Here is a 22,872-nt window from a genome sequence, read left to right on the forward strand (position 1 = left end):
CATCGAGCCCGCCCTGACCGACGGCGCCGCCGTGCCCGGTCTCGACCCGTCCACCACGGCCCTCGTCGCCGCCTACCGTTCTCTCAGGAAGTGAATAGATCATGCAGCTCGGTCTCATCGGTCTCGGCAAGATGGGCGGCAACATGCGCGAGCGGATCCGCCGCGCCGGCCACACCGTCATCGGCTACGACCGCAACCCCGAAGTCTCCGACGTCAAGAGCCTCGAAGAACTGGTCGAGAAGCTGGACGGACCGCGCACGATCTGGGTGATGGTGCCGGCCGGCACCGCCACCCAGGGTGTCGTCGACGAGCTCAAGGACCTGCTGTCCGAGGGCGACACGGTGGTCGACGGCGGCAACTCCCGCTGGACGGACGACGAGAAGCACGCGGCCGAACTGGGTGTCAAGGGCATCGGCTTCGTCGACGCGGGTGTCTCCGGCGGCGTCTGGGGCCTGGAGAACGGCTACGCGCTGATGGTCGGCGGCGACAAGGAGCACGTGGAGCGGCTCAGGCCGGTCTTCGAGGCGCTCAAGCCGGAGGGCCCCTACGGCTACGTCCACGCGGGCCGGGTCGGGGCCGGGCACTTCTCGAAGATGGTCCACAACGGCATCGAGTACGCCATGATGCAGGCCTACGCCGAGGGCTGGGAGCTGCTGGAGAAGGTCAAGTCCGTGGACAACGTCCGCGAGGTGTTCCGCTCCTGGCAGGACGGCACCGTCATCCGCTCCTGGCTGCTGGACCTGGCGGTCAACGCCCTGGACGAGGACGCGCACCTGGGCAGGCTGCGCGGGTACGCGGAGGACTCCGGCGAGGGCCGCTGGACCGTCGAGGCCGCCATCGACAACGCGGTGCCGCTGCCCGCCATCACGGCGTCCCTGTTCGCGCGGTTCGCCTCCCGGCAGGACGACTCCCCCCAGATGAAGATGGTCGCGGCACTGCGCAACCAGTTCGGCGGGCACGCCGTGGAGTCGGCGAAGAAGGACTGACCGGGCGGGCGCCGGCGGCGCCGTCCCCGTACCCGGCCCGGGTCGCCCCCCGCGACCCGGGCCGCGGCGCGTCCCGGTGCCGGACGTTCGGTGCGCGGGCGGCGTGCCGCGCCGCCGGCCGCACCGGGGCGTTCACGGCGCCGTATCCCCGGTGGCCCACGCGCCGCCGTGCCGGTTCCGTGCCGGCCCGCCCGCCGGTCATGGCGCAGCGGCGCCGGACGGCGCCGCCCGCGTCCCGGTCGTGGGGGACGCCGCGGTCCCGGCAGGCCGCCCGCGCACCGACCGGTACGGTCGCGCCACCCCTGCTTCTACAATCACCGGCACTGGCTCTACCCCGAAGGAAGCCGATGACCAGCGTCGACGAACCGGTACGACCCGCTGGGCGGACACGGGACGCCGCCCGTACCCGGGCCGAGATCCTCGACGTGGCGACCCAGGAGTTCGCCCGGGCCGGCTACGACGGCGCCCGGGTGGACGAGATCGCGGCCCGCACCCGCACCACGAAGCGGATGATCTACTACTACTTCGGCGGCAAGGAACAGCTCTTCACGGCCGTGCTGGAACGGGCCTACGGGGTGATCCGCGAGGCCGAGCAGCGGCTGGACGTCGAGCATCTGGACCCGGTCGCGGCGATCCGGCGGCTGGCCGAGGTGACCTTCGACCACCACGAACGGCACCCGGACTTCATCCGCCTGGTCACCATCGAGAACATCCACGGCGCCGAGCACATCGCCGCCTCGGACAAGCTCGGCCGCATCGGCTCCCCGGCCCTGGAGGTGATCCACCGGATCCTGGCGGCCGGGCAGGAGTCGGGCCTGTTCACGGCCGACGCGGACGCCGTCGACCTGCACGCGATGATCAGCTCGTTCTGCTTCTTCCGGGTCGCCAACCGGCACACCTTCGGCGCCCTGTTCGGCCGTGACCTCGTCGCCCCGGCACAACGCGAGCACTACCGCACCATGCTCGGCGACATGGTGATCGCCTACCTCACGGCGGAGCGGGCCACGGACTGAGCCACGCGGCCGGGTGGGGGCGGCGAGCCGGTTCCCGGGCACGGCGGCCGGAACCACGCAGGGCTCCGGACAGTGCGAGCGGCACTTCGCGGTCCGGTGCACGCCACCGGCATGCCCCCGTTCGCGATCCGGAGGCTGCCCGGGCCGGCCTGCACGGACCACGATCCGGCATACCGGCCCGACCAGGTCCACGGCAGCCGTGTCGAAGACACCTGGGCCGACGGACAGCAGTGCGCCACCGGCCGATGCAAAGGACTGGCCGGCACGTCTCCCTCGGCGGCCTCGACCCGGCTGACCGCCGGATCGTCGTCGCCGGGAGCGGAGAGGAGACCGGGCGCGGAGAGGAGACCGGGCGCTCCCGGCGGCTGCCGGTAAGCGGTCCCGACCGAACGACGCCGGCGGAACGCCCGGGAAGACCGCCCCGGCCGCTGTCGCGGACCCGCCGTCGAACCACTGGCCCACCGTCGACGAGCCCCATAGCGTGTGGGCTCGTGACAGCTGATCCGAAGAAGAGCCCGAGTCGGCATGACCTCGGTCGGGTGTTCAACGAGGTGCCGGAACTCTACGACCGGGTCCGGCCGGGGTATCCCGACGAACTCTTCGCGGATCTCGTCACCGTCACCGGCCTGGACGAACGCTCGTCGGTCCTGGAGGTGGGTTGCGGTACCGGCCAGGCAACGCGCTCGCTGGCAGCGCTCGCCTGCTCGGTGACCGCCATCGAGCCGGGCGAGGACATGGCCGCGCTCGCTCGCCGGCGGATCGCCGCTTTCGGGAACGTCGAAGTCGAGACGTCGACGTTCGAGGAGTGGGACGACCGCGGTCGACGCTGCGATGTCCTCGTGGCCGCCTCGTCGTGGCACTGGGTCGACCCGTCGACCGGCTGGCAGCGAGCGCACGACGTGCTCCGCCCCGCAGGCTGGACGGCACTGCTCGGCAACGTCGTCGTCCGCCGACCGGGAGAGCCGGAGGTGTACGCCGAGACCGCCGATCTCCACGAGCGCTACTGCCCCGGGGACCCCGGATGGGGCCATCCTCCCCTGGAGGACGATGTGCGCACCACCGACGGGGGCTGGGGCCCGGTCGGCGATCCCGGCGGACTGTTCGGCCCACCGATCGTGCGCTGGTACCCGACCGTCCAGTGGTTCAACGGCGACGGATTCGCAGATCACCTGCGCTCGTTGTCCCTGTACCGGAGGCTCGACCGCGACGTCCGCGAGCCCCTGCTCGACGCGATCGCCGAGCGTATCCGCACGCGGATGGGCGATCGAGCATCACGCCGGTACCTGAGCGTCCTCCGTGTCGGGCAGCGTGCCGAGTGAGCCCAGCGGTGAGGCCGATCGAGCGACGGTTGGGGGAAGGCGCCGTGGACGCAGCTTCTGCCGGGGTGGTCGTTTCGCTGTCCTTGACTCTGTGGGGCCTGGTGCGCGTCTGGACTCACGATCCGCCGCGCTGGATCGATCGGCTGAGCCTGGCGTTCTGGGGCACGGGGAGTGTGGTCGCAGCCGAGCGCTGGGCTCCGGGCCCGCTCGCGGCCGTGGCGTGGGTGGTCGCCGGATTCTGCGTGCTGGGCGCTGTGGTGGCCGTGGTCATCCAGTCCGTGGTCCCTGCCGTTCCGGTGGTCGACGGGCGGAACCTGCGCCGGCAACTGCTGCTGGCCTGTGGGCCCGACGGGCCCGAGACGACCACCGTGGGGGTGTCGAGCACCGGCTTCATCGCGGTCCGCATGACCGGCCGGCGGTCTCGTGTCCTGGCCGCCCGGCTGGACCACGGCTGCCCGTTCTGCTTCGTGGAGGAGATCGTGACCGACGTCGGCCAGGACGCCGAGCGCGCCGTCGAGCGGTATCGCGGTGAGCGGGCCAGGGGGGTCAACGCGATGGCCGTGCTGACCCGTACGGCGACGGACCTCGGCCGACGGGCCGACATCCGCCCCATGACAGGCAACCGCAGGCCCTTCCCCGCCGCTTGCCCCGTCCACGCCCTGTCCTGATTCCCGGGCCATCGGGGCACGCGCCGCCCACCCGGCGCCCTCTCTCGACCCGCCGCACCTCGCCGCGCAGGGACAGGGGGCGGCGGTGCCAGGGCCTGCCGAGTGTCGTGTGCATCAGGTCGGACCAGGCCGCGGCGTCCGGTGCGGTGCCTCGCACGGCGGAGGATCCGCCGCGTACGGGGCGTACTCGGCTGGTCCGACACCGCGGCGAGATGCCGCACCGGACGCGACGGCCCCGACCTGATCCACACGACACCCCCTAGGAGCGGCCCGCCGCCGCGTCGAGCAGGGGGCCCAGTTCCCGGACCGCCGTGTCCAGCGCGTGGACGTCGCGTTCGGCCCGGGCGATGAGGATCGCGCCCTCCAGCGTGCTGATCATCAGGGTGGCGAGCGGGTCCGCGCGGGCCGCCGGGACCCCCATGCCGGTCAGCGCCTCGGCGACCGGGCCGCGCCAGGCCGCGAACGCACCCGCCGCCGCCTCACGAGTGGAACTGCCCGACGATGCGCGGTCCACGGTCGCGGCGGCGACCGGGCAGCCGGCGGCGAAGCCGTCCACGCGGTACTCGTCCGTCCACTGCGCGGCCATCGCCGCGAACAGCCCGCTCGGCGTCGGCTGGTCCAGGTCCGCCACGAACCGGGCGACGCGCTTGCCGGCGTACCGGCCGGCCCAGGCCACGGCCTCGTTGACCAGTTGCTCCTTGCCGCCCGGGAAGTAGTGCTGCAGCGAGCCGCGCGGTGCCCCGGCAAGGGCGGCGACATCCCGCATACCGGTCGCGGCGACCCCGTCCCGCCGGATCAGCTGGGCCGCACTGAACACCATCCGCTCACGCGGTCCGTACCGCGACTGCGCCATGACGGACCTCCGATCCCCTGCCTCCACTCTATGACCAGCGTCATAACACCCGCTACTGTGACCATGGTCATAGTTCGCCCGGAGGTCCCGCGCGGAACTCCGCCGGAGCGAGGAGCGCCCCCGTGGACGTCGTGAACGTCGGATTCATCGGCCTCGGAGTGATGGGCCGGCCCATGGCGCTGCGGCTGGCGGTTTCCGGCACGCCACTCGTGGTGTGGAACCGCACGCCGTCGCGGGCCGAGCCGCTGCGCGCGGCGGGTGCCGAGGTCGCGGCGGACGCCGCCGAGGTGTTCGCGCGGGCCGAGGTGGTGCTGCTGATGCTCGCCGACGAGGCCGCGCTCGACACCGTCCTCGGCCGCGGCACCCCCGCCTTCGCCACGCGGGTCGCCGGGCGCGTGGTCGTCCACATGGGCACGACCTCCCCCGACTACTCGCACGCCCTCCAGGCCGACGTCCTGGCGGCCGGCGGCCGCTATGTCGAGGCACCCGTCTCGGGGTCCCGTGTCCCGGCGGAGCAGGGTCTGCTGGTCGCCATGCTGGCGGGCGAGGAATCCGCGGTGGAGCTCGTGCGGCCGGTGCTGGCCCCTATGTGCCGGGAGACCTTCGTGTGCGGTGCGGCACCGAACGCACTGCTGATGAAGCTGTCGGTGAACCTCTTCCTGGTCACTCTGGTGACCGGCCTCACCGAGGCGTTCCACTTCGCCGAGCGGCAGGGGCTCGACCGCGACCTGTTCCTGGCGGTGCTGGACGCGGGCCCCATGGCCAGCGGGGTGTCGCGGATGAAGGCACCCAAGCTGCGCGAGCGGGACTTCGCGGTGCAGGCGGCCGCCCTGGACGTCCTGAAGAACACCCGGCTCATCGCCGGGGCGGCCCGCGAGGCGTACCTGGCCTCGCCGCTGCTGGACACCTGCCGTGCCCTGTTCGAGGAGACGGTGTCCCTGGGGCACGGCGGCGAGGACATGGTCGCGGTGCTGAGGGCCATCGAGGCCCGGACCGCCGCGACGAGGCCGTAGCTCAGCGCCGCGGAACGCCGTAGGCGCGCTCGACACGCAGCCGCAGCACCAGCCGGCGGTCGCGGACCATGGCGGCCCGGTAGTCGTCCCAGTCCGGGTGTTCACCCGAGACGTCCCGGTAGAGCCGGACGAGTTCCTCGACGGTCTCGTCGTGCGGGTCCCGGGCCACCGGCGAGAGGTCGGCGGTGCCCTCGGCGACCGCGTAGGCCCACCGGTCGGCGGTGGTGACGTGGTACGAGGCGCGGGGGTCGCGGCGCAGGTTGCGGGTCTTGGCCCGGTCGTCGGTGAGGGAGACCCGGATGGTCCGCTCGTCCGAATAGTAGACGTGGGTGACGTTGGACAACTGGGGCCGGCCGTCCTTCTTGAGGGTGACCAGCACCCCGCCGTTCCCCTCACCGAGCAGCTTCAGCAGTGCGTCGTCCCGCGTGGCGTCCTGAGTCATATCCGGGTCAACCCATCGGGACGGGCCGCGCATTCCCGCCCGGCCCTCGCCCCAATGGCGAGTAGACACTGTCTACAAGACTTGGTAGACAGTGTCTATGACAACTGATCCCGACCCGGGCCTGCGGACCCGCCTCGTCGACGCCGGCGTGGCACTGGTGGCCGCGGAAGGGGCGCAGGCGCTGACGCTGCGGGAGATCGCCCGGCGGACCGGGGTGTCGCACGGGGCACCCCGGCGCCACTTCCCCACCCACCTCGAACTGCTGTCGGCGATCGCCCGTCGCGGCTTCGCCGACCTGGCCGACCGGGTACGGACGACCCTGGACGAGGCCGGGCCCGATCCGCGCGGACAGGTGGCGGCTCTGGCCCGGACCTATCTGGTGTTCGCCCTGGACAACGCCGGCATGTACGAGCTGATGTTCCGTCACGACCTCCTGGAGAGCGGCCACTTGGGACTTCGCGACACCAGCCTGCCGCTGTTCGCGCGGCTCACCGAGCTGACCGGCCTGATCCGGCCGGAGGCGGATGCCCGGCGGGTGGCGGCCGCCCTGTGGGCGAACCTGCACGGCATCGCCCAGCTCTGGCGCTGGGGAAGTCTGCAACTCGCCAGCGGCGCCGACGACTTCACGGCGCTCCTGGACACGGCCCTGCTCGCCCACCTGGGACCGGAGGACGGCCGGTGAACCGCCGGGCGACACTGGCGAGCAGTGTGGCGGGAGCCGTTCTCGTCGCCCTGGACGGCACGGTCCTCACCGTCGCACAGCCCTCCCTCCAGCGGGCACTGCACGCCTCCTACGCGCAGGTGCAGTGGACCAGTACCGCGTATCTCGTGGCGGTGGCGAGCCTGCTGGTGTTCGCGGGCCGGCTGGGCGACCGGTACGGACAGCGCCGGATGTTCGCCTTCGGGATGCTGGGCTTCGGCGTGGTCTCGGCGGCCATCGGCCTGGCCCCGGGGATCGGCTGGGTGATCGGACTGCGCGCGGCGCAGGGGGTGTTCGGGGCGCTGCTGCAGCCCGCCACACTCGGCATGCTGCGCGCCGCCTTCCCGCCGGACCGGCTGGCGATGCCGCTCGCGGTGCGCACCAGCGCGATCGGAGTGGCGGCCGCCGTCGGCCCGCTGCTGGGCGGGGTCCTGGTGAGCGGCCTGGGCTGGCGTGCGGTGTTCTTCCTGAGCGTGCTGCCCGCGTCGGCCTTCGGGCTGGCCGCGCTGGTCCGGCCGGGGCCGGAGCGGCCGGTGGTGGGCCGCACCCCGCTCGACCTACCGGGCGCCCTGCTCCTCGCCGTCTCGCTGGCCTGCCTCGTGCACACCCTGGCCGCGCGGCCCGCCGCGACCACGGCCACGGCGGCCGGGCTGGGGGCCGCCGTGCTCGCCGGCGCCGCGTTCGTCCGGCACGAACGGCGGGCGACCGGTGCGCTGTTGCCGCCCGGAGTGATCGGCGCACCGGCGGTCGGCGCGGCGCTCGGTGTCCTCGTCGCCGTGTCGGCCTCCCTGTTCGGCACCCTGTTCGTCGAGACGTACGTCCTGCAGCGCCGACTCGGGCTGGACCCGTTCGACAGCGCGCTGCGCGGAGTGCCGCTGGCGGTGCTGATGGTGGTGTCCGCCCCGCTGTGCCCGCCGCTGCTGCGCCGGGTGGGCGCGCGGTGTGCGGTGGCCTCGGCGACGGCGGTGCTCGCCGTGGGCGTCCTCGTCCTGTCCCGGGCCACCGGCGCGCTCGCCCAGGGCTGTGCCTTCGCGCTGCTGGGAGCCGGGTTCGGCACGGTGATGGTGGCGGCCACCCACGTCGTCGTACGGCACGCGGACGTGGCGGCGTCCGGGGTGGCGGGCGGCTTGCAGCAGACGGCTCTGAACGTCGGGCCCCTGGTGGGAGTGGCCGCGGGCAGCGCGCTGACGGGCGCGGGCGCGGGGACGGCGCTGCCGGTGCTCGCCGGGCTGGCCGCGATCGCCGTGCCGGTGGCCCGGGCACTGCCGGGGCGTGACGTCGTGCCGATCACACGAGCCCCGGCGGGCGGGGTCCGTTCCGGCGGTCCTGCGCGACGATGAGCCCGTACGGCCGTTCCGGCGGGAAGGCCGGTCGTGCCGCGCGGGGACGACGCGACCGGAGGAGAGCGATGGCAGAGCTGCGGCAGGACGTCGACGCGGGTGAGGCCGGACTGGACCCGAAGGCGCTCGATCGCCTGGACCAGCACTTCGCCCGCCTCGTCGACGAGGGACGGCTGCCCGGCCACCTGGTCTGCGTGGCACGCGGCGGGCGCGTCGCCCACCTCACCGCCTACGGGCACCGGGACCGCGCGGCCGGGCTGCCGGTCGGCACGGGGCCCTGCTCGACTGACCCCGGCCAGGGCCCGCACCACCCCGTCCATGCCGTCGGTCCGCCCGGGGGGGCGCACCGCCGTCGTCGCCGGCCCGCACACGCTGTGACGCACATCACCACCCGGGATGGAACTCGTCGACGGGCCAGGGCGAACAGCAGGTGAACAAGCCGCCGAGACCCGAGGACAGGACATGAATCGCAGAGGTGGAACGTGACCCTCCCGCCCGCCACCGGTGCCGCGTCCGCCCTGGCGGCGGACGCGCACGGCACCGACGGCTCGGTCATCGAGCGGTCGTGGGAGGAGCCGGACGCGTTCGCGCTGATCTTCGACCGCCACGCCGATGACATCCACCGCTACATCGCCCGGCGTCTGGGCTCCGACACCGCCGACGACCTGATGGCGGAGACCTTCGTGATCGCCTTCCAGCGTCGGCGGCGCTACGACCCGTCCCACCCGCACGCCCGGCCCTGGCTGTACGGGATCGCCACCAACCTGATCGGCCGTCACCGCCGGGACGAGGCCCGCCGGCTGCGGGCGCTGTCACGGATGGCGTCGCTTCCGGAGGGGCGGGAGGAGCGGGCCGGTCCGGAGGACGCGGTCATGGACGGGCTCGGCACCGCCGAGGGGCGGGGCAGCCTGGCCGGCGCCCTCGCCGGGCTGCCCGCCCGGTACCGGGACGTGCTGCTGGTGATCGCCTGGGGCGAGCTCGACTACACCGAGGCCGCGCGAGCGCTCGGCCTGCCCGTCGGCACCGTGCGCTCCCGCCTCCACCGGGCCCGCACCAGGCTGCGCCGGGCACTGGGTGCCCCGGAGCCGACCACCTCGACCGCACCGCGGAACGGAACCGATCATGGATGAACTGATGATGGTGCGCACCTGGGACACCGACCGGGACGGGCTGTCCGACCCGGCCCGCAGCGCCGCCCGGGCCCGCCTGGAGGCCGCCATGGCGAAGGAGTCCGAGGGCGTCGCGCCCCGGGCGGGCCGGCTGAGCCGGCGGATCGTGCTCCGGACGGGACTGGCCGGCGTGACGGCGGCGGCCGCGGGCGCCGCGATCGTGACGCTGGGCGGCGGGAGCGACCGCACGCCGCGACTGGCCGCGGTCAGCGCCGCGGACGTGCTGCGAAGGGCCGCCGACAGGACGCGCGCCAGGGGCGGCGACCTGCCCGTGCCGCGCGACGACCAGTACTTCTACACCCGGACCCGCATCACGCGGGTGCCGGTGAAGGGCGGTCGGACCAGGACGTGGACCGACGAGAGCTGGATGTCGGTGGACGGCTCGAAGCCGTCCCTGCGCCAGGAGTACGGAAAGGTCCACCACGACCCCCCGCTCGGCAGGCACGAGGTGAGGTGGCCGCCCACCGTCTACTCCGAGCTCCAGGCGATGCCGACGGACCCCGACGAGCTCCTGGCCCGGTTCAAGGGCAATGACAGCGCACCCAATTCCGACGTGATCGCCTTCATGGAGGGATGCATGCTGCTGATGGGACCCCGTGTCATGCCACCCGGTCTGCAGGCCGGCGCCTTCGAGGCTCTGTCGAGGCTGCCCCGTATCCGGCTCGAGGACGAGGCGGACGTCTCGGGCCGCAGGGCCGTCGGAGTCTCGTACCCGCAGGCGTCGTTCACCTTCCTCTTCGACCGCGGGACGTACGACTACCTGGGCCTGCGCACCAGGGGCAGCTCGCCGAAGAAGGTGGGCGGCGAGTGGAAGCAGACGAACCCCTACCTCGAGACCAGGACGCTGGAGGACATCGAGGTGGTCGACCGGGTCGGACAGCACGGCTGACCGGTAGGACCGCGGCGGCGCGGGAAGCTGGGACCGGGCGGACCGAAGCCGAGGGGGCGGGGGGCCACCAGGGCGGGGGCCGAGGCGGCGGGGCGTCATCGCCCGGCAGCCCGTCTCCGCCCCCCTGTCCGTCGGCTCAGGACCCGTGCGCGACCACGTCCAGCGCGGCGGCGTCCAGGTGCGGCAGGATGTGGTCCAGGCGCTCGCGCTTGGTCCGCAGGTAGGTGATGTTGCTCTCGCACGGCTCGATCAGCAGCGGCACCTGCTCGGCGACCCGGACGCCGTGCCGTACCAGGGCCTCCCGCTTGCGCGGGTTGTTGGACATCAGTCGGACCGAGCGCACCCCGAGGTCGTGCAGGATCTCGGCGGCGACCCCGTAGTCGCGGGCGTCGACGGGCAGACCGAGCGCCAGGTTCGCCTCGACCGTGTCCAGGCCCTCCGCCTGCAGCGCCATCGCGCGCAGCTTGGCCAGCAGGCCGATGCCCCGGCCCTCGTGTCCCCTCAAGTAGACGACGACGCCGCTGCCCTCGGCGACCACCGCGCGCAGCGCCGAGGCCAACTGGTCGCCGCACTCGCAGTGCCGGGAACCGAACGCGTCCCCGGTCAGGCACTCCGAGTGCAGCCGGGTCAGCACGTTCTCGGTGCCGATCTCCCCGTACACGAGGGCGACTTGTTCGTCACCCCGGTCGTGGTCCAGGTAGCCGACCGCCTGGAACTGCCCGTACACCGTGGGCAGCGGCGTGTTCACGACGCGTTCCGCGCCCGAGCGCCGCGAGGACTTCTCGCCGAGGACACCGAGGTTTTCTGTCATGATCTGATTCCTAAGCAGAGACGAAGGGCCGGGAAAGATGAGTGGTTCGGGCGCGCGTACGGCGGGCTTCGGGGTGGTACCGGCGGACACTACGGAAGACGTACGGATGCGGGGGGCGGGCGTTTCAACACAGGTCGCCGTCCTTCCCGTCGGCAGCTTCGAACAGCATGGCGCCTTCCTTCCGCTGGTGACCGACACGCTCGTCGCCTGTGCCGTGGCCCGGGAGATCGCCGACACCTATCCGGTGCGTCTGCTTCCCCCGGTGACGATCGGCTGTTCGCACGAGCACGCGGACTGGCCGGGGACCGTCAGCATCTCCTCGGTGACCCTGCACGCGGTCGTCCGGGACATCGCGGACTCGCTGCGCCGCTCGGGCGTCGAGGCGCTGGTCGTGGTGAACGGCCACGGCGGCAACTACGTGCTGGGCAACGTCGTCCAGGAGGCCTCCGCCCGCGGGGAGCGGATGGCGCTGTTCCCGGCGGCCGAGGACTGGGAGGCGGCCAGGCAGCGCGCCGGGGTGCTCACCTCGCTGCTCACCGACATGCACGCGGGTGAGATCGAGACCTCCATTCTGCTGCACGCCCATCCCGAATTCGTCCGCCCTGGCTACGAGTCCGCCGATTTCACCGCTGACGACCGTCGTCATCTCCTCACCGTGGGAATGTCCGCCTACACCGAATCGGGCGTCATCGGCCGGCCGTCGCTGGGTTCGGCGGAGAAGGGGAAGGAGCTGCTGGCCGGCCTCGCGGACTCGTTCGGCTCGCTCTTCGCCCTGCTCACCTCGGGCTCCGGACCGTCGGCGGCGCGGGACTGACCGCGCGTCCCGGCGTACCAGCGGGCGACCAGAACGGCCGCGCCGGGCAGGCTCGCGACGAAGCTCAGCACCCCGTACACGACGGCGACGGCCACCCCGCTGCTCGCGCCGAGCCCGGCGGCGCCGAACGCCCAGGCGGTGACGCCCTCGCGGGGGCCGAAACCACCGACGTTCAGCGGGAGCCCCATGGCCACCAGGGCCAGCACCGCGATCGGGAGCAGCACCGGCACGGACGCGGCCGATCCGGCGATCCGGGCCGCCAGGACGAACATCGCGACGTGCCCGCCCAGTACGAGGGCGGAGGACAGCGCGACTCCGGGGCCCGCCGCACGCGACAGCAGGCCCCGGCGGGCCTCGCCGAGCGCGGAGCGCAGGGCGCCGCCACGGCGGGAGGGCGCACGGTTCAGCCGGACGGCGAGGACGACGGCGAGGGCGCCCACCGCGGCCAGCGCCACCGGCGCCGCGAAGCCCCGCACCTCGTCCCGGACCGGCGACGGCAGGACCACCAGCACGACCGCGCCGAACACGGCCAGCGCGACCTGCCCGGCGACCCGCTCCAGCACGACCGCCTTCACCCCGCGCCGGATGTCACCGGCGCTCTGCCCGTGGCGGACCGCCCGGTGCACATCTCCCAGCACCCCGCCGGGCAGGGCCGCGTTGAGGAACAGTGCCCGGTAGTAGTCCGCCACCGCCGGACCGAACGGCAGCCGTATCCGCAGCACACGGGCCACCAACTGCCAGCGCCACGCACTGAGCGCCGTGGTGACCACTCCGATGCCCAGGGCCAGCAGCAGCGACCCCGAGTCGATCCGGCGGAGCCCGTCGAGGAGCACTCCCGTGCCGAGTCGCCACAGCAGCCCGGCGACGATGGCCGCACCGGCGACCGTGCCGAAGTGCGCGCGCAGCGCGCGGGAGTCGAGCCGGCGGAGCAGGCGGTGGCGGGCGTCCTGCCGGGCGGTGCCGCAGGCGGGCGGCTCCCGCGGCACCGGCACCGCGCTCACCGCCGGAGCCGCCGTACCGCCCCGCACCCCCCTGATCCGCGCGTGCGGGATCACCGTCGCCCGGCGGTTCTTCGCCGCCCTCCCCCGACGCGGCCTCGCCCCCGCGTCCACCGCCTGTCCGCTCATGACGACGCCCCGCCCGCCGGCTTGGGCAGTGCCAGCAGGTCGCTGTGGTGGACCACGACCCGCAACTCGCCGGCCTCGCAGGCGGCCAGCCGCTCGCGCAGGTAGCGCTCGGCGCGCTCCGACAGTTCGGGCCGTTCCTCGACGGCCGCGCCCACCCAGCCCCGCAGCCACTGCGCGGTCAGCGCGGACTCACCGGGGCCGAGCCGCCACGGGCTGGGATGCACCCACACGGTCGCCCCGCGCTCGCTGAACGCCTCGCAGGCCACGGTGACCGCGTCCGGTCCGAGCAGCCCGTCGCGCCGCTGGTGGGCGTTGAACGCCTCCGCGATCTCGGTGTCCAGCGGGTCGGCCGGGGCGAGTTCGACCCGGCCCGCGACGGACAGGGTGAGCAGGGCGGGACAGCCCGCGCCGGCGCAGGCGGCGGCGAGGGTGTCGATCTCCTCCCGGGTGAGGACGTCCAGCAGCGCGGACGCGGTCACCAGTCCGGCACCGTTCAGCGCGTCCGGGGTCAGCCGGGCGATGTCGCCGCGCCGGGTCTCGACGGTGACGCCGCTGCCGTCGGCGGCGGCGCGCGGGGAGCCCACGGCCGCGAAGTGCAGCAGGTACGGGTCGCGGTCGTGCAGTACCCAGTGCTGGGTTCCGTCCAGCCGCGGTGCGAGCCAGCGGCCCATCGAGCCGGTACCGCAGCCCAGGTCGTGCACGGTCGCCCCGCCGGCCCTGCCGGGCCGGTTGGCCAGCCGGATCCGCAGCGGATCGAGCAACTCCTCGGCGCGCGCCGCCGCGTCGGCCGGTTCCCGCAGCCGCAGCCACTCGGGGGCGTACCGCGGCGGCTCCTGCGGCTCACCGTCCCGCAGCCGTACGGTGGCCCGTTCACCGGGGCCGGTGACGGGTCCCGCGCCGGCTATCACTCCGGCCGGGTCGCTGTCTGTCCCACCGGTACCCATCGCGGCCTCCTCGCCGTCCGGCACGAACTCGGCCTCGGTGGGACCTGGCTGGACCGGAATGCCCCCGGTCATGGTCCGTGTGTCCGTCATGCCGCCCTCCTCGGTGCCTCGGGCAGCCGGCCGAGGACACCGGCCAGGCTGCGGGCGGTCGTCGCCCATCCGTCGAGCGCCGCACGGCGGCCGCGGGCCGCGGCCTTCAGCCGGCGGCGCACATCGGCTTCCCCGAACCAGCCGCGCAGTTCGGCGGCGAGCGCGGCCGGGTCCTCCGGGGGGACGAGAATGCCGGGGACACCGCCGTCGGGGGCGCGGCCGACCGCCTCGGACACCCCACCGACATCGGTGGCCATGACCGGGACCCCGCGGGCGAGCGCCTCGGTGATGGCCATGCCGTAGGTCTCCGCGTAGGAGGTGAGGACCATCAGGTCGGCCGACGCGTACGCCGCGTCGAGTTCGGCGCCGGCCCGGGGGCCGGCGAGCCGCAGCCGGTCCTGCAGGCCGTGCTCGCGGATCAGGCCGCGCAGCCGGCCGACGTACTCCGGGTCCTGGTTGAGCCCGCCGACGCACACACAGCTCCACGGCAGTTCGGTCACCGCGGCCAGCGCCTCCACCAACCGGTGCTGGCCCTTGCGCGGGGTGACCGCGGCGACGCAGAGCAGCCGGGACACTCCGTCGGTGCCCGGGGCGAGCGGGGCGATGTCGGCGCCGGGGGCGGCGACGTGCACCCGCTGCGGGGCCAGGCCGTGGTGGGAGACGACCCGGCGGACCGCCCAGTCGCTGGTGGCGATGACCGCGCCCGCCGCCCGCAGCACCACGCGCTCGCGGGCGTCCAGGGCGGCGGCCACGGCCGGGTCCAGGCCGGTCTCGTCGCCGAGCGGCAGATGCACCAGCACGGCGATGCGCAGCCGCTCCGCCTCGGGGACGACGATCTCCGGGACTCCGCAGGCGACCAGGCCGTCGAGCAGGACGACGCTGTCGTCCGGCAGTTCCCGCAGGGTGCGGGCGAGCACGTCACGGTCGGCGGGGTGGGGGCGCGGCCAGCCGCCGGGTACGGCGTGCCGCACGGCCTGCCAGCCGAAGCCCGGCAGGTCAAGGCAGACCCGGCGGTCGTAGGCGTTGCCGCCGCTCGGCACGGCCGGGTCGTCGACATCGCCCGGCATGACGAAGTGCACGGTGCGCAGGGACATGGGGACGATCCCGCCGTTCTCGGGGGCGGTGGACTGCGCGGGCACGTAGGCGAGCCGCGCCTTCTGCGTGGTCCGCACGGCCGCCCCGGTGCTCGCCGGGGCCGTCCCGGTGGTCTCCACGGTGGCCCCGGTCACAGGGCACGCTCGTAACTCGCCCAGGCGATGTGCGACTCGTGCAGGGTGACGGTGAGTCCCGCCAGGCCCCTGGCCCCTTCGCCCAGGGCGCCCTGGTGGACGCGTTCGGCGAGCCGGTCGGCGACGACCTTGGCCAGGAACTCGGTGGACGTGTTGACTCCGTTGAACTCCGGCTCGTTGTCGAGGTTGCGGTAGTTCAGCTCGGCGACGACGGCGCCCAGTTCCTGGGTGGCCAGGCCGATGTCGACGACGATGTTGTCCTCGTCCAGCTGCTCGCGGCGGAACGTGGCGTCCACGAGGAAGGTGGCGCCGTGCAGGCGCTGCGCGGGCCCGAACACCTCGCCGCGGAAGCTGTGGGCGATCATGATGTGATCGCGGACGGTGATGCTGAACAACGGACGACCCTCCAGGTGCGGCGCGTCTGATACCCCCGGCGGTCACCTGCCGGGGGATTGCCGTGTAGTACGGCTCCTCGCTTCCCCCTGTTCAGCCTTCGCTCACTCTTTTCTCAGGTCAGACCGCTGCCGGCCTGGTCGGGCCGGGCCGCCGGCGGGTAGGTGACGCGGTGGCACAGGGCCGGGATCTCACCGGAGGCGAGCCGGGGCATCAGCTCCGGCAGCTCCTCGAAGGCGCTCTCGCCGGTGATGAGGGCGTCGAGGGCGGGGTCGGCGAGCAGGTCCAGGGCGAGCGCCAGCCGTTCGGCGTAGCCCCGGCCGGCGCGGGCGGCCGGGGAGACGGTGCCGACCTGGCTGCTGCGCACGGTGAGCCGGCGGGAGTGGAACGCCTCGCCGAGCGGCAGCGCGACCCGCCGGTCGCCGTACCAGCTCAGTTCGACCACGGTGCCCTCGGGCGCGAGGAGTTCCAGGGAGCGGGCGAGGCCCTGTTCGGTGGCGCTGGCGTGCACCACGAGGTCGCAGTCACCGAGAGCGGTGTCGGGCGTGGCGAAGTCGGCGCCGAGCGCGTCGGCGGTCTCGGCGCGGGCCGGGTCCGCGTCGACGAGCTGCAGCCGTACGCCGGGGAAGCGGGCGAGCAGCGCGGCGACCGAGCATCCGACCATGCCGCCGCCGACCACCGCGATCCGGTCGCCGATCAGGGGCGCCGCGTCCCACAGGGCGTTCACGGCCGTCTCCACGGTCCCGGCGAGCACGGCCCGCTCGGCGGGCACCCGGTCGGGCACCACGGTCACGGCGTTCACCGGAACGACGTAACGGGACTGGTGCGGGTAGAGGCAGAAGACCGTACGGCCGATCAGCTCTCGCGGGCCCTCCTCGACGACGCCGACGTTCAGGTAGCCGTACTTCACCGGCGCGGGGAAGTCGCCCTCCTGGAACGGCGCCCGCATCAGGGCGTGTTGGGACTCCGGCACTCCACCGCGGAAGACCAGTGTCTCCGTGCCGCGGCTCACGCCGGAGTACAGCGCGCGGACCAGGACCTCGTCCTCGCCCGGCTCCGTGAGGGTGACGTCGCGCAGCTCACCGGCTCCCGGGGAGCTCAGCCAGAACGCGCGGGCCGACCGGTTCATCGGCATCCTCCTGAACGATCGGGAAGTTGTTCACGTACCGAGATGTGCACAGGCCGCGCACAGTACGCGGCGTTGATCGACTCTGTCACTCGGCCGGAGGGTGTGCGGTGGCCCTGAACAACACGTATGACGCGAGGCTCCAGCAGGAGACCGCCGTCGGAGCGGGCGTACAGCTCCTGCTGCTCGCCCTGCTCGGCTCGGCGATCGGCATGGGGCCGGCCGGCTGGCTGACGGGGCTGGTGTTCGCGTTCGCGACCTGGGCGGTCCTCTCCCGCGCCCTGCACCGGTCCCGGCTCAGCTCCTTCGGCCCCGCCAACCGGGTCACGCTCGGCCGGGCCACCCTGGTCGGCGGGGTGACCGCGCTGGTGGCGGACTCCTTCGAGAGCGCGCCGCCGGTGACACCGCTGGTCGCCCTGACCGCCGTGGCGCTGCTGCTGGACGGCGTGGACGGCAAGGTGGCCCGCCGCACCGGCACCTCCACCGCGCTCGGCGCCCGCTTCGACATGGAGGTGGACGCGTTCCTGATCCTGGTGCTGAGCGTGTACGTGGCGACGCAGCAGGGCCCTTGGGTCCTGCTGATCGGCGCGATGCGGTACGCGTTCGTGGCGGCGGCCCGTGTCGCGCCCTGGCTGAACGCCCCACTGCCGCCGTCCTTCGCCCGCAAGACGGTCGCCGCGCTCCAGGGCATATGCCTGCTGCTGGCCGGGGCCCAGTTGCTGCCGCACCCGGTGAACCTGGCGATCGTGGCGCTGTCGCTGGGCTCGCTGGTGTGGTCGTTCGGCCGGGACGTGCTGTGGCTGTGGCTGCGGCGCGAGTCGCGGACGGCTGCCGAGGGGGCGGTCGCCGCGGGGGCGGTCGGCGAACCGCTGCTGCGGGAGCTGGAGCTGGCGGCGCGCTGAGAGGCCCGGGCGGTCCCCGGGAGCCCGGTCCCGGAGGCCGCGGGGAGCCAGGGGGGCGCCTCCGCCGTCCCGCACCGTCAGCCGGCCGGTGCGGGACGGCGGAGGCGTCCGTCGTGGACCTCGGCCGTCCGGTCGGCTGCGGTCAGGTGGGTGCTGTCGTGGGTGACCAGGACCGTGGCGGTGGCCCGCTGGTGGGTGAGCCGGGTGATCAGCTCGATGACGGCGGCGCCGCGTTCGTGGTCGAGGGCGCTGGTCGGTTCGTCGACCAGCAGGACGGTGGGGTCGTTCATCAGGGCCCGGGCGATGTTGACGCGCTGGCGCTGGCCGCCGGAGAGCTGGTGGGGGCGGCGGTGGGCCCGGTCCGCGAGGCCGACCGCGTCGAGGAGTTCGAGGGCCCGGCCGCGGGCCCTGCGGGCGCTCCGGCCGTCGATCCGGGCCATGACCTGGAGCTGTTCGGCGGCGGTGAGGGAGGGCAGCAGGTTGGGCTGCTGGAAGACGATGCCGATCCGGTGCCGGCGCAGCTCGGTCAGTTCGCCGCGGCTCAGCCCGGTGGTGGGGGTGCCGTCGATCGTGACGGTCCCGGCGTCGGGGGTGATGAGGGTGGCGGCGACGGCCAGAAGGCTGGACTTGCCCGAGCCGGAGGGGCCGACGACGGCCGTGAGAGTGCCCTTGGGGATCTGGAGCGAGACCCGGTCGAGGGCGGTCAGCCGGGTCTCGCCGTCCGCGTAGGTGAGGGTGATGTCGGTCAGCTCGAGGCTCATCGGGCGCTCCCCAGGGCGGTCAGCGGGTCGACGGAGGTGATGCGGCGGATGGACAGGCCGGCGCCGAGGGTGCCGAGCAGGACCATCACCGCGGCCGGCAGCAGCACCGTGCCGGGGCTGAGCAGGAACGGTACGTCCGAGCCGGTCACGAGGACGCCGACGGCGGCGGCGATGCCGCTGCCGGCCAGGGTGCCGCCGACGAGCAGGACGACGGCCTGGCCGAGGGCGTCCCTGAGCAGGCTCGCGGTGGAGGCCCCGAGCGCCTTGAGGACGGCGACGTCGCCGCCGCGCTGGATGGTCCACACGGTGAAGAAGGCCCCGATGACGAGAGCCGAGATGGCGAACAGGAAACCGCGCATGAGCTGCAGGGAGCCGTTCTCCGAGGTGTAGGAGCCGATCGCGGACAGCGAGTCCCCGGTGGTGACGGTCCTGGTGCCGGTCCGCCGGTCGGTCTCCGTCGTCCCGGCCCCGGAGGTGGTGCGCAGGGCGATGACGGTGGCGGTGGGGCCGTCGGACCGGTCCGTGGGCGGTGCGACGCGCCGCCAGGTGTCCAGGCTGGTCCAGACGACCGGGGTGTGGCTGAAGGAGGCGTCGCCCCGGACGGCGGCGACGGTCAGCCGGTGCCCGGCCAGGTTGAGGGCGCCGCCGGTCACGAGCCCCAGCTCGTCGGCGGCCGTGGTGGACAGCACCGCGGAACGCGCGTCGATCCGCCCGCCGTCCGGGGCGAGCGAGGATCCGGGCTCGACACCGAACGCGGAGACGGCGGTGCTGCGGGCCCCGGCGGTGGCCCGGGTCGTGGTGATCCCCAGCGGTTCGGCCCGCTCGACGCCGGGCGCCTCGGCCCACTGCCGCCACTGGCGTGCGGTGACGGTCGAGTCGGAGTAGGACAGGGCCTGTCCGCCGGTGGGTGCCTGGAACGCGATCCGGTCCGCCGGCAGCCCGGTGATCGCGGAGACGTTCTGCCTGCCGAGTCCGGCCGTCAGCCCGGACAGCAGCCCGACCAGCAGGGTGATCAGCACGATGACGGTTCCCATCAGGGCGAAGCGCCCCTTGGCGAACCTCAGGTCTCTCCAGGCGACGAACACGGGGTGGCCTGTCCTCTCGGTCGGCGTCGGCATCGGTGGCCGACGGACGGTCGACACACGGTCGAGGTGGGGTCGACAGCCGGTCGCACCGGTGGTCGCCGGCCGGCACACCGGTGGTCGCCGGCGGGGCGGTCGACGGGTTGGTCGGATCGGCGGTCGACGGGTTGGTCGGATCGGTCGGACCCCACCGTCGCCGACGGCCGCCCGGCCGGGCATCTGGCGGGAGACCGTATTCACCGGCCGGAAAGGCGGCGTCCGGGTTGTAACTTTCGATGGAGGCCACCAGGGGGTCCGGCTCCGTAGCCTGGACGCACTGTGAACTCCTCTCCCCCCGCCGCCCCGATCCCGACCAGCCGGGTCCTGGCCTGGTGTCTGCACCTGCTGATCGCCGGCCTGCTCGCGCTGGCCGCCGGGCGGGTCGTGACCGACGGCGGGCCGCATCCCGGGGCGACCGTCGCCGCCGCCGTGGCCTGCGGCCTCGTCTACGCGGCCGGCCCGCTGCTGCCCGGTGTACGCCGCTCACGCCGGCCGGCGACGGTGTGGCTGGCCTGCCTCGGCGCCGTATGGCTGGTGCTGCTGGCCCTGTCCGCCGACGGCGTCTGGCTGGCCTTCCCGCTGTACTTCCTCCAGCTCCACCTGCTGCCGCGGTGGACCGCGCTGACGGCGGTCGCCGCGACGGCACTCGCGGCGATCACCGCCTTCGCGGCCCATCAGCACGCCTTCAGCGTCGCCATGGTGATCGGCCCGGCGCTGGGCGCCGCCGTGGCCGTCGCGGTGGTGTGGGGGTACCAGGCCCTGTACCGGGAGAGCGAGCGGCGCCGTCGGCTGATCGAGGAACTGACCGCCACTCGCGCCGACCTGGCCAGGGCCCAGCACACCGCCGGAGTGCTCGCCGAACGCGAACGCCTGGCCCGTGAGATCCACGACACCCTGGCCCAGGGCCTGTCCAGCATCCAGCTCCTGCTGCGCGCCGCCGAACGCGCGCTGCCGGAGCGGCCCGGGGCCGCCGCCCGCCATGTGGACCAGGCCCGTCAGGCCGCCGTGGACAACCTCGCCGAGGCCCGCCGCTTCGTCGCCGCCCTCACCCCGCCGGCCCTGGAGGGCGGCACACTGGCCGACGCGCTGGAACGCCTGTGCGCGACGACCTCCGCCCGCCATCCCCTCACGGTCCGCTTCCACCTCACCGGCGCCCCGGTCGCCCTGCCCACCGCCCACGAGGTGGCCCTCCTGCGGATCACCCAGTCCGCGCTGGCCAACACCGTCCGGCACGCCGCCGCGAGCACCGCGGACGTCACCCTCACCCACCTCGACGACCAGGTCCGCGTGGACGTCGCCGACGACGGCACCGGATTCGACCCCGCTCTGCCGCCACCCTCCGACCCGGACGGCGGCGGCTTCGGCCTCGCCGCGATGCGCGCCCGTATGAACGCACTGGGCGGCACCCTCACCGTCGACTCCTCCCCCGGCGGGGGTACGTCGCTGTCCGCCCGGCTCCCCCTGAACCCGCGCGCGCAGGCGCCCGAACCCGGCGAACCCGAGGCCCACCGATGACCGACCACCCGAGCCCGGACGCTCCCGGCGATCCCGCCCCGGACGCAGCCGGCGACTCCGGCCCCGCCACGCACGGCGCCCCCGTCCGACTGCTGCTGGCCGACGACCACCCGGTGGTCCGGGCGGGGCTGCGCGCCGTGCTGGAGACCGAGCCCGGCATCGTCGTGACGGCCGAGGCGGCCACGGCCGAGGACGCGGTCCGCCGTGCCGCCGAGGGCGACGTCGACGTCGTCCTGATGGACCTGCAGTTCGGCGGCGGAATGGGCGGCGCCGAGGCCACCGCCCTCATCACCGCCCGGCCGGGCGCCCCGCGGGTCCTGATCGTCACCACCTACGACTCCGACGCGGACACGCTGCCCGCCATCGAGGCGGGCGCCACCGGCTACCTCCTGAAGGACGCGCATCCCGAGGAACTGGCGGCTGCGGTGCGCACGGCCGCCGCCGGCCGCACCGCGCTGGCCCCGGCCGTCGCCGACCGCCTGATGAACCGGCTGCGCACCCCCGCCGTCGCGCTGACCCGGCGCGAGACGGAGGTCCTGACCCTGGTCGCGCAGGGCCTCTCCAACCAGGCGATCGGCCGACGGCTCCACCTCACCGAGGGCACCGTCAAGTCCCACCTGGCCCGCACCTACACCAAGCTCGGCGTCGACTCCCGCACGGCCGCCGTAGCCGTGGCGACGGACCTGGGCCTGATCCGCCGCTGACCCGAAGCGGCTCGGGTGCCTCGACCCGCGGTCCGCGGCTCGTGCCGTGACCGGGAAGGTTCACCGGCTTTCCGGCCCACCTTCCCGGTCACGGCTGGGCGTCCGACCTCGGGGAACGCCCCCGCACGATGGCGAAGGCGGCCGCGGCCAGCCCCAGCGCTCCCACGACGAGCCCACCGATGCCCAGTCCCCGGGCGGTACCGTCGTTCCCGTCGGCCGCCGCCTCGACGCTGCCGCCGTCCCCGCTCTTCGCCGACACGGGGGCGGCGTCCTCGCCGCGCCCCTGCGTCAGCGTGAGCGTGGGCGCAGGATCCTGCGCCTCCTCCCCGCTGCCGGGCGTCTCGATCCACCGGACGATTTTGCCGTCGGAGTAGGTCTGCAGCGTCTTGAAGACCAACTGCCCGGTGTCGTCCGGCAGTGCGCCGAAGGCGACGTCGAAGTCCGCGTACTCCCCCGCCCCGATCTTCCCGCCGGTCCAGGTGATCTGGGAGACGGCCTCCGTGATGGTCCCGTCATCGGTCTTCACGGGCGTCTTCAGCTTGGTGGTGGTCACCTTCGGCTTCCACCCGTCCTGCGGGTGGACGAGAACCCCGAGGACGGGATGGTCGGTCGGCAGGAAGACCTGCACCTTGCTGGTGGCGGCACCGGCCTCCTCGTTGGGCACCCGGAACGTCAGCACGCCGTCCGTGGCGCCCTTGGCATAGCTCTCCGGATGGACGGTGACGTGCGCGGACGCGACACCGGCCGCGGCGAGGACCCCGAAGGCGCTGAGGGCGACGAGGGCACCGGCCCGGGGCAGGACGGCGCGGCGCGCGGACGTGGGGGACGTGACTGAGTGGATCTCCGTAGCGCTCATGGTGAGGGATCCTTCCATGCCGGAAGGTACGTGCCGCATCGAAGTCCGGTTCAGCCGGCGCCGGAGAGGCGGTACGGGCCCGGCCGC

At 74.1% G+C, this 22,872-nt stretch carries 23 protein-coding genes and 2 pseudogenes; 14 read left to right on the top strand and 11 right to left on the bottom strand.

Annotated elements, in window-relative coordinates; all coding sequences use genetic code 11:
- Positions 1–101 precede the first annotated feature (101 nt).
- From gnd to MXD57_RS26580, 4 genes are all read left to right on the top strand, one after another.
- Complete coding sequence (gene gnd, locus MXD57_RS26565; protein ID WP_250404562.1) at positions 102–986, top strand: phosphogluconate dehydrogenase (NAD(+)-dependent, decarboxylating); 885 nt, start codon at positions 102–104, stop codon at positions 984–986.
- 347 nt (positions 987–1,333) lie between these two features.
- Positions 1,334–1,999, top strand: a complete 666-nt coding sequence (locus MXD57_RS26570) for a TetR/AcrR family transcriptional regulator (protein ID WP_250404563.1) — start codon at positions 1,334–1,336, stop codon at positions 1,997–1,999.
- Positions 2,000–2,490: 491 nt separating this feature from the next.
- Complete coding sequence (locus tag MXD57_RS26575; protein WP_250404564.1) at positions 2,491–3,318, top strand: class I SAM-dependent methyltransferase; 828 nt, start codon at positions 2,491–2,493, stop codon at positions 3,316–3,318.
- 44 nt (positions 3,319–3,362) lie between these two features.
- Positions 3,363–3,986, top strand: a complete 624-nt coding sequence (locus MXD57_RS26580) for a hypothetical protein (RefSeq protein ID WP_250404565.1) — start codon at positions 3,363–3,365, stop codon at positions 3,984–3,986.
- 259 nt (positions 3,987–4,245) lie between these two features.
- Here MXD57_RS26580 and MXD57_RS26585 read toward each other — a convergent pair whose 3' ends face one another.
- On the bottom strand, positions 4,246–4,839 hold the full coding sequence (locus tag MXD57_RS26585) for a TetR/AcrR family transcriptional regulator (RefSeq protein ID WP_250404566.1): 594 nt from the start codon (positions 4,837–4,839) through the stop codon (positions 4,246–4,248).
- Between the two features lie 131 nt (positions 4,840–4,970).
- Here MXD57_RS26585 and MXD57_RS26590 point away from each other — a divergent pair, with 131 nt between their 5' ends.
- Complete coding sequence (locus tag MXD57_RS26590; protein ID WP_250404609.1) at positions 4,971–5,852, top strand: NAD(P)-dependent oxidoreductase; 882 nt, start codon at positions 4,971–4,973, stop codon at positions 5,850–5,852.
- 1 nt (position 5,853) lies between these two features.
- Here the strand turns inward: MXD57_RS26590 and MXD57_RS26595 are convergent, their stop codons facing one another.
- Positions 5,854–6,294, bottom strand: coding sequence for a TIGR03618 family F420-dependent PPOX class oxidoreductase (locus MXD57_RS26595; RefSeq protein ID WP_250404567.1), 441 nt, complete (start codon positions 6,292–6,294; stop codon positions 5,854–5,856).
- A 97-nt stretch (positions 6,295–6,391) separates the two neighbouring features.
- Here MXD57_RS26595 and MXD57_RS26600 point away from each other — a divergent pair, with 97 nt between their 5' ends.
- The 5 genes and pseudogenes from MXD57_RS26600 to MXD57_RS26620 all read left to right on the top strand — a co-directional run bounded on the left by MXD57_RS26600 (position 6,392) and on the right by MXD57_RS26620 (position 10,392).
- On the top strand, positions 6,392–6,976 hold the full coding sequence (locus MXD57_RS26600; RefSeq protein ID WP_250404568.1) for a TetR/AcrR family transcriptional regulator: 585 nt from the start codon (positions 6,392–6,394) through the stop codon (positions 6,974–6,976).
- Positions 6,973–8,334: an MFS transporter gene (locus MXD57_RS26605; RefSeq protein ID WP_250404569.1), complete on the top strand. Its 1,362-nt coding sequence runs from the start codon at positions 6,973–6,975 to the stop codon at positions 8,332–8,334. Before MXD57_RS26600 ends, MXD57_RS26605 begins: the two co-directional genes overlap by 4 nt.
- Before the next feature lie 68 nt (positions 8,335–8,402).
- Positions 8,403–8,600: pseudogene (locus MXD57_RS26610) on the top strand (serine hydrolase); the annotation flags it as partial.
- 216 nt (positions 8,601–8,816) lie between these two features.
- Positions 8,817–9,464, top strand: coding sequence for an RNA polymerase sigma factor (locus tag MXD57_RS26615; RefSeq protein ID WP_250404570.1), 648 nt, complete (start codon positions 8,817–8,819; stop codon positions 9,462–9,464).
- Positions 9,457–10,392, top strand: coding sequence for a CU044_5270 family protein (locus MXD57_RS26620; RefSeq protein ID WP_250404571.1), 936 nt, complete (start codon positions 9,457–9,459; stop codon positions 10,390–10,392). Before MXD57_RS26615 ends, MXD57_RS26620 begins: the two co-directional genes overlap by 8 nt.
- Before the next feature lie 136 nt (positions 10,393–10,528).
- Here MXD57_RS26620 and ribA read toward each other — a convergent pair whose 3' ends face one another.
- The gene (ribA, locus tag MXD57_RS26625; RefSeq protein WP_250404572.1) at positions 10,529–11,203 is read right to left on the bottom strand and encodes a GTP cyclohydrolase II; all 675 of its coding nucleotides are present in this window, start codon (positions 11,201–11,203) and stop codon (positions 10,529–10,531) included.
- A 37-nt stretch (positions 11,204–11,240) separates the two neighbouring features.
- Here ribA and MXD57_RS26630 point away from each other — a divergent pair, with 37 nt between their 5' ends.
- A complete protein-coding gene (locus MXD57_RS26630) occupies positions 11,241–12,017 on the top strand; it encodes a creatininase family protein (protein WP_308290926.1) in 777 nt (258 codons plus the stop codon).
- A 101-nt stretch (positions 12,018–12,118) separates the two neighbouring features.
- Here MXD57_RS26630 and MXD57_RS26635 read toward each other — a convergent pair.
- The 5 genes and pseudogenes from MXD57_RS26635 to MXD57_RS26655 all read right to left on the bottom strand — a co-directional run.
- Positions 12,119–13,144: pseudogene (locus MXD57_RS26635) on the bottom strand (lysylphosphatidylglycerol synthase transmembrane domain-containing protein); the annotation flags it as partial.
- A complete protein-coding gene (locus MXD57_RS26640; protein WP_250404574.1) occupies positions 13,141–14,178 on the bottom strand; it encodes a class I SAM-dependent methyltransferase in 1,038 nt (345 codons plus the stop codon). The gene MXD57_RS26640 and the pseudogene MXD57_RS26635, both read right to left, overlap by 4 nt.
- On the bottom strand, positions 14,175–15,350 hold the full coding sequence (locus tag MXD57_RS26645; RefSeq protein WP_250404610.1) for a glycosyltransferase family 4 protein: 1,176 nt from the start codon (positions 15,348–15,350) through the stop codon (positions 14,175–14,177). Before MXD57_RS26645 ends, MXD57_RS26640 begins: the two co-directional genes overlap by 4 nt.
- A 53-nt stretch (positions 15,351–15,403) precedes the next feature.
- Positions 15,404–15,802, bottom strand: a complete 399-nt coding sequence (locus MXD57_RS26650; RefSeq protein WP_250404575.1) for a 6-pyruvoyl trahydropterin synthase family protein — start codon at positions 15,800–15,802, stop codon at positions 15,404–15,406.
- A gap of 113 nt (positions 15,803–15,915) precedes the next feature.
- Positions 15,916–16,929 carry a zinc-dependent alcohol dehydrogenase gene (locus MXD57_RS26655; RefSeq protein WP_250404576.1) on the bottom strand — a complete coding sequence of 338 codons (1,014 nt, stop codon included), beginning with the start codon at positions 16,927–16,929 and terminating at the stop codon, positions 15,916–15,918.
- 107 nt (positions 16,930–17,036) lie between these two features.
- Between MXD57_RS26655 and MXD57_RS26660 the strand changes: the two genes are divergently transcribed.
- Complete coding sequence (locus MXD57_RS26660; RefSeq protein ID WP_250404577.1) at positions 17,037–17,828, top strand: CDP-alcohol phosphatidyltransferase family protein; 792 nt, start codon at positions 17,037–17,039, stop codon at positions 17,826–17,828.
- A 77-nt stretch (positions 17,829–17,905) separates the two neighbouring features.
- Here MXD57_RS26660 and MXD57_RS26665 read toward each other — a convergent pair whose 3' ends face one another.
- Both MXD57_RS26665 and MXD57_RS26670 read right to left on the bottom strand, forming a co-directional pair.
- A complete protein-coding gene (locus tag MXD57_RS26665) occupies positions 17,906–18,589 on the bottom strand; it encodes an ABC transporter ATP-binding protein (RefSeq protein WP_250404578.1) in 684 nt (227 codons plus the stop codon).
- Positions 18,586–19,674 carry an ABC transporter permease gene (locus tag MXD57_RS26670; protein WP_250404579.1) on the bottom strand — a complete coding sequence of 363 codons (1,089 nt, stop codon included), beginning with the start codon at positions 19,672–19,674 and terminating at the stop codon, positions 18,586–18,588. Before MXD57_RS26670 ends, MXD57_RS26665 begins: the two co-directional genes overlap by 4 nt.
- Before the next feature lie 315 nt (positions 19,675–19,989).
- On the opposite strand from MXD57_RS26670, the gene MXD57_RS26675 reads away from it, so the two are divergent.
- Positions 19,990–21,225, top strand: a complete 1,236-nt coding sequence (locus tag MXD57_RS26675) for a sensor histidine kinase (RefSeq protein ID WP_250404580.1) — start codon at positions 19,990–19,992, stop codon at positions 21,223–21,225.
- Entirely contained in the window at positions 21,222–21,929 is a 708-nt protein-coding gene (locus MXD57_RS26680; protein WP_250404581.1) for a response regulator, read from the top strand. The genes MXD57_RS26675 and MXD57_RS26680 overlap by 4 nt, the downstream gene beginning before the upstream one ends.
- 88 nt (positions 21,930–22,017) lie before the next feature.
- Here the strand turns inward: MXD57_RS26680 and MXD57_RS26685 are convergent, their stop codons facing one another.
- Positions 22,018–22,785, bottom strand: coding sequence for a YcnI family copper-binding membrane protein (locus tag MXD57_RS26685; protein WP_250404582.1), 768 nt, complete (start codon positions 22,783–22,785; stop codon positions 22,018–22,020).
- Between the last annotated feature and the right edge of the window lie 87 nt (positions 22,786–22,872).

This window comes from Streptomyces cellostaticus (assembly GCF_023630175.1).
In the GTDB taxonomy this organism is placed as follows: domain Bacteria; phylum Actinomycetota; class Actinomycetes; order Streptomycetales; family Streptomycetaceae; genus Streptomyces; species Streptomyces cellostaticus_A.

Bases quoted from the DNA above. Each gene is read 5' to 3' on its own strand.
- gnd (WP_250404562.1), top strand. From the start codon at position 102: ATGCAGCTCGGTCTCATCGGTCTCGGCAAGATGGGCGGCAACATGCGC.
- MXD57_RS26570 (WP_250404563.1), top strand. From the start codon at position 1,334: ATGACCAGCGTCGACGAACCGGTACGACCCGCTGGGCGGACACGGGAC.
- MXD57_RS26585 (WP_250404566.1), bottom strand. From the start codon at position 4,839: ATGGCGCAGTCGCGGTACGGACCGCGTGAGCGGATGGTGTTCAGTGCG.
- MXD57_RS26595 (WP_250404567.1), bottom strand. From the start codon at position 6,294: ATGACTCAGGACGCCACGCGGGACGACGCACTGCTGAAGCTGCTCGGT.
- MXD57_RS26600 (WP_250404568.1), top strand. From the start codon at position 6,392: ATGACAACTGATCCCGACCCGGGCCTGCGGACCCGCCTCGTCGACGCC.
- MXD57_RS26620 (WP_250404571.1), top strand. From the start codon at position 9,457: ATGGATGAACTGATGATGGTGCGCACCTGGGACACCGACCGGGACGGG.
- ribA (WP_250404572.1), bottom strand. From the start codon at position 11,203: ATGACAGAAAACCTCGGTGTCCTCGGCGAGAAGTCCTCGCGGCGCTCG.
- MXD57_RS26630 (WP_308290926.1), top strand. From the start codon at position 11,241: ATGAGTGGTTCGGGCGCGCGTACGGCGGGCTTCGGGGTGGTACCGGCG.
- MXD57_RS26640 (WP_250404574.1), bottom strand. From the start codon at position 14,178: ATGACGGACACACGGACCATGACCGGGGGCATTCCGGTCCAGCCAGGT.
- MXD57_RS26655 (WP_250404576.1), bottom strand. From the start codon at position 16,929: ATGAACCGGTCGGCCCGCGCGTTCTGGCTGAGCTCCCCGGGAGCCGGT.
- MXD57_RS26665 (WP_250404578.1), bottom strand. From the start codon at position 18,589: ATGAGCCTCGAGCTGACCGACATCACCCTCACCTACGCGGACGGCGAG.
- MXD57_RS26680 (WP_250404581.1), top strand. From the start codon at position 21,222: ATGACCGACCACCCGAGCCCGGACGCTCCCGGCGATCCCGCCCCGGAC.
- MXD57_RS26685 (WP_250404582.1), bottom strand. From the start codon at position 22,785: ATGAGCGCTACGGAGATCCACTCAGTCACGTCCCCCACGTCCGCGCGC.